This window comes from Streptomyces sp. NPDC046881 (assembly GCF_040645015.1).
Lineage (GTDB): Bacteria > Actinomycetota > Actinomycetes > Streptomycetales > Streptomycetaceae > Streptomyces.
The window spans coordinates 1-14101 of the sequence record NZ_JBEYXJ010000060.1; the positions used below are offsets into that span (position 1 = coordinate 1).

A 14101-nucleotide genomic window follows, 5' to 3' on the forward strand; every position below is an offset into this window, starting at 1 on the left:
TCGGTCGTCCTGTCCGGCGACGAGTCGGCCGTGCTGGCGGTGGCGGAGAAGCTGCGCGAGCAGGGCCGCCGGGTCAAGCGGCTCACCGTCTCCCATGCCTTCCACTCGGCGTTGATGGAGCCGATGCTCACGGACTTCGCCTCAGCCCTGGACGGGCTGACGTGGAACGAGCCCGTCATCCCCGTCGTATCGAACGTCACCGGAAAGACCGCCGAGCCGGGCCAGTTGACGGACCCGGCCTACTGGGTCGACCACGTCCGCCGCCCCGTCCGCTTCGCCGACGGAATCGCCGCCTCCGGCGGCTCGGTGTTCCTGGAACTCGGCCCGGGCGGTGCGCTGACCGGCGCGATCACGGAATCGGTGGACGCCGTCAGCGTCCCGGCCCTGCGTGACGAGCGAGGCGAGGCCCAGACCCTCCTCGCGGCCGTGGCCCACCTCTTCGTCCGCGGCTCGAAGGTGAACTGGGCGGCGGTCCTCCCCGAGGGCGCCACCGGAACTCACCTGGACCTGCCGACGTACGCCTTCGACCACCAGCAGTACTGGCTCCCGGCCCCTCGTCCCCTCCTGGACGCCACCGCCCTCGGGCAGGGTGCGGCGGACCACCCGCTGCTGGGCGCGGTGGTGCAGCTGCCGCAGTCCGACGGGCTGGTGTTCACCTCCCGGCTGTCGCTGCGCACGCACCCCTGGCTGGCGGACCACGCCATCGGGGGAGTGGTGCTGGTGCCCGGCACCGGGCTGGTCGAACTCGCCGTACGGGCCGGTGACGAGGTCGGCTGCGGAGTGCTGGACGAACTCGTCATCGAGGCGCCGCTGGTCGTCCCGGAGCAGGGTGCCGTACGGGTCCAGGTCGCCGTCGGCGGGCCGGACGAGACCGGCGCCCGCAGCGTGGAGGTGTACTCCACGCGCCAGGACGTCGGCACGGAGAGCGGTCCGGACGCCTGGACCCGGCACGCCAGCGGCACGCTCAGCACCGACATCGCCGCCACCGGCACCTTCGACTTCACCGCCTGGCCGCCGCCCGGGGCCCAACAGGTCGACATCTCCGGCGGCTACGAGAAGCTGACGCACGCGGGATACGGGTACGGCCCGGCGTTCCAGTGCGTGCGGAAGGTGTGGCGGCGCGACGGCGAGCTGTTCGCGGAGGTCGTCGTCCCGCAGGAGCAGCGGGAGAACGCCGCCGGGTTCGGCATCCACCCGGCGCTGCTCGACGCCGCGCTGCACGCGAGCATCCTGGACGCGGCCGCCGGGGTGAGCGACGGTGCCGTGGCGGAGGAGGAGGCGGTCGTACGGCTGCCGTTCGCCTGGAACGGGCTGACGCTGCACGCCTCCGGGGCCGCGTCGATCCGGGTCCGGCTGCTGCGGCCCGACCCGGACACGCTGTCGCTCGAGGCCGCGGACGACGCCGGTGACCTGGTGCTGACGCTGGACTCGCTGGTCTCGCGGGCCGTCTCCGGCGAGCAGCTCGAAGCGGCGGCCGGTGCGCCCGGCACCGACGCGCTGTTCCAGGTGGAGTGGAGCGAACTGCCGTCGGTGGCCGGCACCGGTGAGCTGCCGGCGGCGACGGTGGTCGAGGCCCGCAGCGGCGCCGGTGACCCGCCCGTGGCGGTGGTGGGGCGGGTGCTGGCGGCCGTGCAGGCGTGGCTGGCGGACGAGTCCGCCGGGGACGGGCGGCTGGTCGTGGTGACCCGGGGCGCGGTGCCGGCCGGTGGCGACCAGGCGGTCACCGACCCCGGCGGGGCGGCCGTCTGGGGTCTCGTGCGTGCCGCGCAGGCGGAGAACCCCGGCCGGATCGTCCTCGTCGACACCGACACCGACACCGACGATCCGGACCTCGGTCCCGCGCTCGCGACCGGCGAGCCGCAGCTGGCGGTGCGGGGGTCGGCGCTGTACGTGCCGCGGCTGGCCCGTGCGGTCGGTGCGGGGGAGCGGGGGCTGGACCCGGAGGGCACGGTGCTGATCACCGGTGGTACCGGTTCGCTGGCCGGTCTGCTGGCCCGGCACCTGGTGACCCGGCACGGCATCCGGCACCTCGTCCTGGTGAGCCGCAGCGGCCTGGCGGCCGAGGGGGCGCCGGAGCTGGTGGCGGAGCTGGAGGCGCTGGGCGCCGAGTCGGTCGCGGTGCCCGCCTGTGACGTGACCGACCGGGCCGCGGTGGCCGCGTTGCTGACCGGGCTGACCGGGAGCGGGGCCCGGCTGACCGCCGTCGTCCACGCGGCCGGTGTCTTCGACGCCGGTGTGGTCGGCGAGATCGACCCCGACCGGTTGGAGCGGGTGTTCGCGCCCAAGGTGACCGCTGTCGAGCACCTGGACGAGCTGACCCGTGAACTCGCCCCCGATCTGGACGCGTTCGTCACCTACTCGTCGGTGTCCGGTGTGTTCCTCGGTGCGGGCACCGGGAGTTACGGTGCCGCGAACGCCTGCATGGACGGGCTGATGGCACGGCGCCGGGCCGCCGGGTTCCCGGCGCAGTCCCTTGCTTGGGGCCTGTGGGAGCAGACCGGAGGGATGGGCGCCGGCCTGGACGACCTGTCCCGCAGCCGGATGAACCGCCGGGGCGGCGTGCTCGCGCTCGGGCCCGAGGAGGGCATGGAGCTGTTCGACGCCGCCCTGGGCAGCGACCGGACCCTGCTGGTGCCGGTGAAACTGGACCTGCGGGGGCTGCGCGCCGACGCGAGCGCCGGGGCCACCGTGCCGCCGCTGCTGCGCGGACTGGTCCGGGCGGGCCGGCGGGCCGCGCGCGGGACCGGACGCGAGGGCCGGGACGGGCTGGCCGGACGGCTGGCCGGGCTGGCGCCCGCCGAGCGGGAGGCGCTGCTGCTCGACCTGGTCCGCACCCATGTCGCAGGCGTCCTCGGGCACGCCGGGCCGGAGCGGGTCAGGGCCGAGACGGCGTTCAAGGACGCCGGGTTCGACTCCCTCACCTCCGTCGAGCTGCGCAACCAGCTGCGCGAGGCCACCGGCCTCAACCTGCCCGCCACCGCCGTCTTCGACTACCCGACCCCGCTCGCCCTCGCCCGGCACCTGCACGAGGAGTTCCAGGGCGTCACCCCGGCCGCGGCCGCCTCGCCGGCCGTGGCACACGACCCGGACGAGCCGGTCGCCGTGGTCGGCATGGCCTGCCGGCTGCCCGGCGGGGTCGCCGGCCCCGAGGACCTGTGGCGCCTGGTCCGCGAGGGCCGCGACGGCGTCACCGGCTTCCCCACCGACCGCGGCTGGGACCTCGACACGGTCTTCGACGCCGACCCCGAACACGCCGGCACCTCCTACGTCGGCCAGGGCGGATTCCTGCACGAGGCACCGCTGTTCGACCCGCTGTTCTTCGGGATCTCCCCGCGCGAGGCGGTGGCCATGGACCCGCAGCAGCGGCTGCTGCTGGAGACGTCCTGGGAGGCGCTGGAGCGGGCCGGCATCGACCCGCTGGCGCTGAAGGGCACCGACGTCGGCGTGTTCAGCGGCATCATGGGCGTCGACTACTACTCCGGCGGTGACGTGCCGGAGGAGGTCGGCGGCTTCGCCCTGACCGGCGCCGGGGCCAGCGTGGCCTCCGGCCGGGTGTCGTACGTGTTCGGCTTCGAGGGCCCCGCGGTGACCGTCGACACCGCCTGCTCCTCCTCGCTGGTCGCCCTGCACCTGGCCGCGCAGGCCCTGCGCAACGGCGAGTGCTCCCTGGCCCTGGCCGGCGGCTCCACCGTGATGGCCGGGCCCGGCATGTTCATGGAATTCTCCCGGCAGCGGGCGCTCGCCACGGACGGGCGGTGCAAGTCCTACGCCGACGCCGCCGACGGCACCGGCTGGGCCGAGGGCGCAGGTGTGGTCGTACTGGAACGGCTGTCGGAGGCGCGGCGCAACGGGCACCCGGTGCTCGCCGTGATCCGCGGCAGCGCCGTCAACCAGGACGGCGCCTCCAACGGGCTCACCGCCCCCAACGGGCCCTCGCAGCAGCGGGTGATCCGCAAGGCGCTGGCGAACGCCGGGCTGACCCCGGCGGACGTCGACCTGGTGGAGGGCCACGGCACGGGCACCGTCCTCGGCGACCCGATCGAGGCGCAGGCCCTGCTGGCGACCTACGGGCGGGACCGGGACCCGGAACAGCCGCTGTGGCTCGGCTCGCTGAAGTCGAACATCGGGCACGCGCAGGCCGCCGCCGGAGTCGCCGGCGTGATCAAGGCCGTACAGGCGCTGCGGCACCGGGAGATGCCCGCCACGCTGCACGTCGACGCGCCCTCCTCCCAGGTCGACTGGTCGGCCGGTGCCGTGCGCCTGCTCACCGAGGCCCGGGCGTGGGCCGACCCGGGACGGCCGCGCCGGGCCGCGGTGTCCTCGTTCGGGCTGAGCGGCACCAACGCGCACGTCATCCTGGAGGAGGCCGCGCAGGAGCCGGCGCAGCCGCCCGCGCCGGAGCCGGCGGATCCGGCCGGTGCCGTACCGCTCGTGGTGTCGGCCCGCGGCACCACGGCGCTCGCCGGGCAGGCCGCGCGGCTCGCCGCGTTCCTCGACTCCACCGGGGCCACGCCCGCCGACGTCGCGGCCGCGCTGGTGAGCCGGCGGGCCGTCCTGCCGGAGCGCGCCGTCGTCGTGGCCGGCACGCGTGCGCAGGCCCTCGCCGGACTGGGCGCGCTGGCCCGCGGCGAGAGCAGCCCCGACGTGGTGACCGGAAGCCCCGCCCCGGCCGGCGCCGGCAAGGTCGTCTTCGTCTTCCCCGGCCAGGGCAGCCAGTGGGCCGGCATGGGCCGCGAACTCCTCGACACCAACCCGGAGTTCGCCGAGCGGATCGCCGAGTGCGCCCGGGCGCTGGAACCCTGGGTCGACTGGAAGCTGGAGGACGTGCTGCGCGGCGAGGCACCGGCCGACCTGCTGCGGCGCACCGACGTCGGGCAGCCGGCGGGCTTCGCCGTGATGATCGGCCTCGCGGCCGTGTGGGCCGCGGCCGGGGTCGTACCGGACGCGGTGGTGGGCCACTCGCAGGGTGAGATCGCCGCGGCCTGCGTCGCCGGAGCGCTGCCGCTCGACGAGGCGGCCCGGCTCGTGGCGCTGCGCTCCCAGGTGATCGCCGAGCGGCTGTCCGGGCACGGCGGCATGATCGCCGTTGCCCTGCCCGAGGCCGAGGCGGCCGCCGCCGTCGAACCCTGGGCGGGCCGCGTGCAGGTGTCCGCGGTCAACGGCCCCTCCTCGGTCGTGGTGGCCGGGGACGCCGACGTCCTGGACGAGGTCGTCGAGACGCTGTCGGCCCGGGGCGTCCGGGCCCGGCGGATCGCGTCCGACTTCGCCTCGCACACCTCGCACGTGGAGGCGGTGCGCGAACCCCTCGCCAAGGCGTTCGCCGACGTCCGCGGCCAGGCCCCCGTCATCCCCTTCCACTCCACCGTCACCGGCGAGCGCGTCACCGAGGCCGGCGCCCTCGACGCCGACTACTGGTACCGGAACATGCGCCGGCAGGTGCGCTTCGGCCCCGTCGTCGCCGACCTGCTGGCCACCGGGCACACCGTGTTCGTGGAGGTCGGCGCCCACCCGGTGCTGGCCCCGGCGGTCAGCGAGACCGCCGACGGCGCCGACGTGCTGGTGACCGGCACCCTGCGCCGCGACGACGGCGGCCCCGCGCGGCTGCTGGCCTCCCTGGCCGCGCTGTTCGTGAAGGGCGTGCCCGTGGACTGGACGGGTGTCCTGCCGGCCGCCGCCCGCCCCGTGGACCTGCCCACCTACGCCTTCGACCACCAGCACTACTGGCTGCCCGCCCCCGCCGCCGGGGGCGACGCCGCCTCGCTGGGACTGGCCGGCGCCGACCACCCCCTCGTCGGCGCGGTGGTCGAGGTGCCCGACACCGGCGGCGTGCTGTGCACCGCCCGGCTGTCGCTGCGCACCCACCCCTGGCTCGCCGACCACGCCGTGGGCGACGTCGTCCTGCTGCCCGGCACCGGCCTGGTGGAACTCGCCGTCCGCGCGGGCGACGAGGCGGGCTGCGCCACCCTGGACGAACTCGTCATCGAAGCCCCGCTGATCCTGCCCGCACAGGGCGGTGTACGCGTCCAGGTCGGTGTCTCCGGCCCCGACGAGCAGGGCGCCCGTACCGTCACCATCCACTCCGCGCGCGACGGCGCGGCCGGCGCCGACGGCTGGACCCGGCACGCCACCGGCGTCCTCACCCCGGCCCCCCGCACCCGCCCCGCCGCCCACCCCGACCTCACCGCCTGGCCGCCGCCCGGCGCCGAACGCGTCGAGGTGACCCCGGAGGACTTCTACGCCGGACTGCGCGACCACGACTACCGCTACGGCCCCGTCTTCCGCGGCCTGCGCGCGGTGTGGCGGCGCGGCGAGGAACTCTTCGCCGAGATCGCCCTGCCCGAGGAGCAGCACGCGGCCGCGACGGAGTTCGGACTCCACCCGGCCCTGCTCGACGCCGCCCTGCACACCAAGGCGTTCCTCAGCAGCGGCGAGCACCGCACGATGCTGCCCTTCGCCTGGAACGGGCTCACCCTGCACGCCTCCGGAGCCGCCGCCCTGCGGATCCGGGTCACCCGGCCCGCCCCGGACGCGCTCGCCCTGGACGCCGCCGACGAGACCGGCAGCCCCGTCCTGAGCGCGGACTCGCTGGTGTTCCGGCCGGTCGCCCCCGAGCAGCTGCGCACCACGGGCGGCGCCGACATGCTCTTCGGCGTCGACTGGCTCCCGCTGCCCCGGCCCGCGGACCCGGAGACACCGTCCTGGCTCCGGCTGGCCACCGCGGAGGAGGTGGCGACGCTCGCCGAGGACACCCCGGACGGCGCCGGACTGCCCCGCGCCGTCGTCCTGGAGGCCGTGACGGCCGGCCCGGACGACACCCCGCTGGCCGTGACCGACCGCACCCTGGAGGTCGTCCAGACCTGGCTCGCCGGCGGCGGCCTGGAGGACAGCCGGCTGGTCGTGCTCACCCGGGGCGCGGTGCCCGCGGGCGGCGACCAGGCGGTCACCGACCCGGGCGGCGCGGCCGTCTGGGGGCTGATCCGCGCCGCACAGGCCGAGAACCCCGACCAGATCGTCCTGCTCGACACCGACGACGAACCCACGGATCTCGGGTCGTTGCTCGGTGCGGCCCTGGCGACCGGTGAGCCCCAGCTGGCGGCGCGGGGGTCGGCGCTGTACGTGCCGCGGCTGGCCCGTGCGGTCGGTGCGGGGGAGCGGGGGCCGGACCCGGAGGGCACGGTGCTGATCACCGGTGGTACCGGTTCGCTGGCCGGTCTGCTGGCCCGGCACCTGGTGACCCGGCACGGCATCCGGCACCTCGTCCTGGTCAGCCGCAGCGGCCTGGCGGCCGAGGGGGCGCCGGAGCTGGTGGCGGAGCTGGAGGCGCTGGGCGCCGAGTCGGTCGCGGTGCCCGCGTGCGACACGACCGACCGGGACGCGGTCGCCGCGCTGCTCACCGGACTGACCGGGAGCGGCCCCCGCCTCACCGCCGTCGTCCACGCGGCCGGCCTGTACGACGCGGGCGTGGTCGGCGAGATCGAACCCGACCGGCTGGAGCGGGTGTTCGCGCCCAAGGTGACCGCTGTCGAGCACCTGGACGAGCTGACCCGTGAACTCGCCCCCGATCTGGACGCGTTCCTCGCCTACTCGTCGGTGTCCGGTGTGTTCCTCGGTGCGGGCACCGGGAGTTACGGTGCCGCGAACGCCTGCATGGACGGGCTGCTGGCGCGCCGCCGGGCCGCCGGGTTCCCGGCGCAGTCGCTCGCCTGGGGCCTGTGGGAGCAGACCACCGGCATGGCGGCCCGCACCGACGAACTCACCCGCGGCCGGCTCAGCCGCCGCGGCGGCGTCCTCGCCCTCACACCCGAGGAGGGCATGCAGCTCTTCGACGCGGCGCTGCGCAGCGACCGGACCCTGCTCGTGCCGGCCAAGCTCGACCTGCGCGGGCTGCGCGCCGACGCGAGCGCCGGGGCCACCGTGCCGCCGCTGCTGCGCGGACTGGTCCGCGCGGGCCGGCAGTCGGCGCGCGCCGCCGTCACCGGGGACGAGCGGCGCCGGCTCGCCGAACGCCTCGCCGGGCTGCCGGCCGGGGAGCGGGCCGAGGCCCTGCTGGACCTGGTGCGCACCCAGATCGCCGTCGTCCTCGGCTACACCGACGGCCACCAGGTCGACCCCGACCAGGGCCTGTTCGAGATCGGCTTCGACTCGCTGACCGCGCTGGAACTGCGCAACCGGCTCGGCGAACTGATCGGCGCCAAGCTCGGCGCGGGCCTCGTCTTCGACCATCCGACGCCCACGCTGATCGTCGCCCACCTGACCGAGCGCCTGTACGGCGAGGACGCGACCGGGCCCGTGGCCCTGTCCGTCTGAGGCGTCCACGCACCCCACCACCCCCGAAGGGAGCAGCTGACCGCATGTTCGACGTGGATGCCTACCTCCGCCGCATCGGCTGGACGGCAGGGCCGCCGAGGCCCGACCTCGACACCCTGCGCACGCTGCACAAGCAGCACCTGACGACCCTGCCGTACAACGTCGCCGGGCAGGGCTTCGCCGACGGCGTCCACCTCGTGGACATCGACGAGGACGAGGTGTTCCGCACCGGGATCATGGAGGGCCGGGGCGGCACCTGCTTCCAGCTCAACCGGCTCTTCTTCCGCCTCCTGTCCGCACTGGGCTACGAGGTCTCCCTGCTGGCGGCGAGCACCGCCGAGGGCCGGGAGAACTTCGGCACCGAGATCGAGCACATGTTCATCCGGGCCGTCCTCGACGGCGAGGAGTGGCTCGTCGACGTCGGCTACCCGGGACCGTCGTACCTCGAACCGCTGCACGTCGGCGACGAGGTGCAGAGCCAGTACGGCTGCCAGTACCGGCTCGTCCGCGGCGACGACGGCGCCATCGCCCTGCAACGGCGCGGACGCGTCACCCGGTGGGGCACCGTCTACACGTTCCGGCTGCAGGCCCGCCAGTGGCACGACTGGAAGGAACTGGAGGACCGGGCCCGCGCCCACCACGCCACCGCCACCGAGGACGACGGCCAGGGCACCCTGTGCGGCCGGACGTTCGACAACGGCCAGGCCGTGCTCAAGGGCCGCCGCTACCTGGTCGTCCGCGACGGCCGCGAACGCGTCCGCACCGTCGTGGACGACGCCGAACACCGAAGGCTCGTCACCGCCCTCCTCACCGGCGACCTCGACTCCGCCGACCTCGCGTGACCGGCCGGCAGACCAACCGAACCGACAACACCAGCACACGACCGGAAGGACATTCCATGAGCAGCAACACGGCCGACGTCGTCGTCATCGGTGGGGGACCGTCCGGCGCGGTGACCGCCTACACGCTGGCCAAGGAAGGGCACTCCGTGGTCATCCTGGAGCGCGAGGAGAACCCGCGCTTCCACATCGGCGAGTCCCTCCTGCCGTACATGATGGGCCTGTTCGACCGGATCGGTATCCGGGAAGCGGTGGAGAGCGGGGGCTACGTCCCGAAGTTCGGCGGCGAGTTCATCGACCCGACCGAGACCAAGTTCTTCTCCGGCGTCTTCCGCGCCGACTTCGCCAAGCAGGGCGAGGGCCGCTACGACCGGGCCTTCCAGGTCCAGCGCGCCAGGTTCGACCGCATGCTCGTCGAGGAGGCCGGCAAGGCGGGCGCCGAGGTGCACTTCGGCGCCGTCGTCGGCGACCTGCTGATGGAGGGCGACCGCATGGTCGGCGTCCGCTACACCAAGGGCGGCGAGGAGCACGAGGTCCGCGCGCAGTACGTGGTCGACGCCAGCGGGCGCGCCGGGCGCATCGCCCACAAGTTCGGGCTGCGCAAGACGCTGGAGAAGCTCCGCATGGTCGCGGTGTTCCGGCACTACGACGGCCTGGACGAGCAGCACAACCTCGGCGTCGAGGGCGACATCCAGGTCGGCGCGCACGCCGACGGCTGGGTCTGGGCCATCCCGCTGTCCAAGGACGTCATCAGCGTCGGCACCGTCATGCCCCGCGACGTCTTCCGCGCCTCCACCCCGGAGCAGGTCTTCGAGGAGCACCTCGCCCGGGTGCCGCGGATCACCTCCCGGCTGACCGGCACCCGCCCGATCATGGACCTCAAGGTCGAGACCGACTACTGCTACCACGCCGACACCGTCACCGGCCCCGGCTGGGTCATGGTCGGCGACGCCGGCTGCTTCGGCGACCCCATGTTCTCCGGCGGTGTGCTCGTCGCCTCGGCCACCGCGGTCCGCGCCGCCGAGAACCTGAGCCGGGCCCTGAAGAACCCGCAGGACGCCGACCGGCTCATCGCGGAGTACGAGAACTTCTTCAAGACCGGCTACGACACCTACATCCGGCTCATCCACGCCTTCTACGACGGTGAACTGGTCGCGGTCGCCGCCGACGCCGGCCGCACCACCGACCGCGACACGCTGGAGCGCTACCTGATCCGGCTGATCGGCGGCGACTTCTGGAGCGAGCACAACGCGGTCGCCCAGGAGATGCGCCGGCGCACCGAGTGGGACACCTTCGAGCCGTTCCAGCGGGTCTTCGGCTGCCCGTCCTACCCGCACCTGGACGAGCAGGACCGCAAGGAGCGCGCCGAGTCCCGCGTCCGCCGGGTGACCGCCGGCCAGTAGCCCCACGGTGCCCTCCGGGGCCCCCGTCCGTCACGGAGACCCGGCCGCGGTGTGCCGCCGCCGGCCGGGCTCCGGGCGACCGACCGAGTCCGCGCGCTACGGAACAAGGTGAAGCGGAAGTGACAAGAACAGTCCCGGTGCGCTTCGGCGACCGGTCCTACGACGTGCTCATCGGCCCCGGAGTCCGCTCCGCCCTGCCCGGGATCATCGAACGCATCGGCGCCCGGCGCGTCGCCGTCGTCTCGGCCCGACCCGCCGAGTGGGTGCCCGACACCGGCGCGGAGACCCTGTTGCTGTCCGCCCGGGACGGTGAACCGGACAAGAACCTCGCCACGGTGGAGGCCCTGTGCGCCGCGTTCGTGCGGTTCGGGCTGACCCGCTCCGACGCCGTCGTCTCCGTCGGCGGCGGCACCACCACCGACGTCGTCGGCCTGGCCGCCGCGCTCTACCACCGCGGGGTGCCCGTCGTGCACCTGCCGACCACCCTGCTCGCCCAGGTCGACGCCAGCGTCGGCGGCAAGACCGCCGTCAACCTGCCCGAGGGCAAGAACCTGGTCGGCGCCTACTGGCAGCCCGCCGCCGTGCTGTGCGACACCGACTACCTGTCCACCCTGCCGCCGCGCGAACTCCGCAACGGCCTCGGGGAGATCGCCCGCTGCCACTTCATCGGCGTCCCCGGTCTGCACGGACTTCCCCTCGCCGAACAGATCGCCGCCAGCGTCACGCTCAAGGCGGGCATCGTCTCCGCCGACGAACGCGACGCCGGCCCGCGGCACCTGCTCAACTACGGCCACACCCTCGGCCACGCCCTGGAGGCGGCCACCGGCTTCGCCCTCCGGCACGGCGAGGGCGTCGCCATCGGCACCGTCTTCGCGGGCCTGCTCGCCGGCACCCTCGGCCGCATCCCGCCCGAGCGGGTCGGCGAACACCGGGCGGTGGTCGCCTCCTACGGCCTGCCCACCGCCCTGCCCGACGACACCGACCCAGGCACGCTCCTCGCGCTGATGCGCCGTGACAAGAAGGCCCGCTCCGGCCTCACCTTCGTCCTGGACGGCCCGGCGGGCGCCGAACTCGTCGCCGACGTGCCCGAACAAGCGGTGGCCGACGCCCTGGCCCGGATGGAGCGCGCCCCTCTCGACCGACTGGTCGCCGGTGCCCCGGCCGGGGTCGCGGGAACGGAGGCGGCGGTGACATGACGTACTTCCCACGGTGGCCGCCCGGCACCCCCGGGCGGATCCGGCGGCGGGCGGTCGAGCGCATCCTCGCCGACCGGCTCGAAGCGGCCCTGGCCAGGCCCGCCGCACAACAGCCCGGCTGGCCGGACCCGGACCGGGCCCGCGCCGTGGTCCGCCGGCTCACCGCCGGCGAACCCCTCGTCACCCCCGCCGAGACCCGGCGGCTGCTCGACCGGCTCGGCGCCGTCGCCCGCGGCGAGGCCCTGCTGCTCCAGTCCGGCGACTGCGCGGAGACCTTCGCCGAGTCCACCGAGCCCCACCTGCGGGCCAACCTCGGCCTGCTCAGGCGGATGGCGCTGGTCCTCACCCACGGCGCCGGCCTGCCCGTGGTCACGGTCGCCCGCGCCGCCGGACAGTACGCCAAGCCCCGCTCCGCGGCCGTCGGCGCCGACGGACTGCCCGTGTACCGGGGCGACATCGTCAACTCCGGCGAGGCCACCCCCGCCGCCCGCACCCCCGACCCCGAACGCATGGCCCGGGCGCACGCCCACGCCCGCGAGGCGATGACCGTCGTACGACGGCTCTCCCGCGGCGACCTCGCCGACGCGCACGCCCTGCACGAGGAGAACCGGCACTTCGTCAGCACCGCGCCCGGCGGCCGCCCGCACACGGCACGGGCCGCGGAGATCGGCCGCGGGCTGCGCTTCATGACCGGCATCGGCGCCCCCGCCCCCCGGCTCGGCGAGATCTGGACCAGCCACGAGGCCCTGCTGCTCGACTACGAACGTACCCAGCTGTGGGTGGACACCGAGGGCCCCGAACCCCGGCTGTCCAGCGGCCTCGCCCACTTCCTGTGGATCGGGGAGCGCACCCGGCACCCCGACGGCGCGCACATCGCCTTCGCCGAACTGCTGGCCAACCCCATCGGCGTGAAGATCGGCCCCGGCACGACCCCGGAGCAGGCCGTGGAGTACGTCCGCCGGCTCGACCCGCACGGGGTGCCCGGCCGGCTCACCCTGATCAGCAGGATGGGACACGACCGGGTCCGCGAGGTGCTCCCGCCGATCGTGGAGAAGGTCACCGCCTCCGGCCGCCAGGTGATCTGGCAGTGCGACCCCATGCACGGCAACTCCCGCACCACCGCCGCCGGTTACAAGACGCGGCGCTACGACCACATCCTCGACGAGATCACCGGCTTCCTGGAGGTGCACCGGGCGCTCGGCACCCATCCCGGCGGCCTGCACCTGGAGGCCACCGGCGAGGACGTCACCGAGTGCACCGGCGGCGCCCGCGGCCTCGCCGACGAGGACCTGCCCGCCCGCTACCGCACCGCCTGCGACCCTCGCCTCAACGCCGAACAGTCCATGGAACTCGCCTTCGCGGTCGCCGAGTTGTTCGCGGCCCAGGCGGCGCGCAGCACGGAGGCACGACGATGACCGACACCCCCCGGCAGACCCTGGTCAGCGGAACCACCCGGCTCTACGCCGTCCTCGGCGACCCGGTCGGCCAGGTCCAGTCGCCCGGACTGCTCAACCCGCTCTTCGCACGCCTCGGCATCGACGCCGTGCTCGTCCCCGTGCACGTCGGCCCCGCCGACCTGGAGACGGTCGTGCGGGGACTCCAGCGTGTCGGCAACCTCGACGGCCTGTTCGTCACCGTCCCGCACAAGCCGGCCGCCGCCCTGCTGGCCGACCGGCGCAGCCGCACCGTCGAGATCACCGGCAGCGCCAACGCGCTGCGCCGCGAACCCGACGGCGCCTGGCTCGCCGAGAACTTCGACGGCTCCGGCTTCGTGGCCGGCCTGGGCCAGGCCGGCCACCGGCCCAAGGGCGCCCGGGTGGCCCTGGCCGGCGCGGGCGGCGCCGGCAGCGCCATCGCGGCCGCCCTGCTCGACGCCGGCGTGGACCGGCTGACCATCACCGACCCCGACACCCCCAAGCTGACCACGCTCGTCGGCCGGCTCGCCGCCCACTGGCCCGGCCGCGTCCGGGCCGCCGACACACCACCCCTGGCCGACAGCGACATCGCCGTCAACGCCACCCCGCTCGGCCTGCGCCCCGACGACCCGCTGCCCTTCGCCCCGCAGGCGCTGCCGCCGGGCGCGGTCGTCGCCGACATCATCATGAAACCCCGCGACACCCGGCTGCTGCGCGAGGCCGCCGCCAGCGGACTCGCCGTGCACCACGGAAGCCACATGCTCACCGGACAGATCGACTCCTACCGTGCCTTCTTCGGACTGCACACGACCTAGCCAACCCCGCCACCGGCCGACTACCAGACCGAGGGATGGGAGGCCCGGCACGCCGCGCCCTAGCCTGAGGACGGCCAGCACTGCGCGAACCGTCCGGACCGGCTCTGTCGCCCCCCCTCTTCGCCT

Annotated in this window: 6 protein-coding genes; all 6 read left to right on the forward strand. The window is 75.0% G+C overall.

What is annotated here, in order from left to right; genetic code table 11:
* Positions 1–9 precede the first annotated feature (9 nt).
* The 6 genes from ABZ923_RS25535 (at position 10) to ABZ923_RS25560 (ending at position 13975) form a co-directional block, all read left to right on the forward strand.
* On the forward strand, positions 10–8307 hold the full coding sequence (locus ABZ923_RS25535; protein ID WP_361475843.1) for an SDR family NAD(P)-dependent oxidoreductase: 8298 nt from the start codon (positions 10–12) through the stop codon (positions 8305–8307).
* A gap of 44 nt (positions 8308–8351) precedes the next feature.
* Positions 8352–9149 carry an arylamine N-acetyltransferase gene (locus ABZ923_RS25540; RefSeq protein WP_361475781.1) on the forward strand — a complete coding sequence of 266 codons (798 nt, stop codon included), beginning with the start codon at positions 8352–8354 and terminating at the stop codon, positions 9147–9149.
* Between the two features lie 56 nt (positions 9150–9205).
* A complete protein-coding gene (locus ABZ923_RS25545; protein WP_361475783.1) occupies positions 9206–10549 on the forward strand; it encodes an NAD(P)/FAD-dependent oxidoreductase in 1344 nt (447 codons plus the stop codon).
* Positions 10550–10668: 119 nt separating this feature from the next.
* A complete protein-coding gene (locus ABZ923_RS25550; RefSeq protein WP_361475785.1) occupies positions 10669–11745 on the forward strand; it encodes a 3-dehydroquinate synthase family protein in 1077 nt (358 codons plus the stop codon).
* Positions 11742–13160 carry a 3-deoxy-7-phosphoheptulonate synthase class II gene (locus tag ABZ923_RS25555; RefSeq protein WP_361475787.1) on the forward strand — a complete coding sequence of 473 codons (1419 nt, stop codon included), beginning with the start codon at positions 11742–11744 and terminating at the stop codon, positions 13158–13160. Before ABZ923_RS25550 ends, ABZ923_RS25555 begins: the two co-directional genes overlap by 4 nt.
* Positions 13157–13975 (forward strand): shikimate dehydrogenase, encoded by an 819-nt coding sequence (locus tag ABZ923_RS25560; RefSeq protein ID WP_361475789.1) that lies wholly within the window; start codon positions 13157–13159, stop codon positions 13973–13975. Before ABZ923_RS25555 ends, ABZ923_RS25560 begins: the two co-directional genes overlap by 4 nt.
* Positions 13976–14101 lie beyond the last annotated feature (126 nt).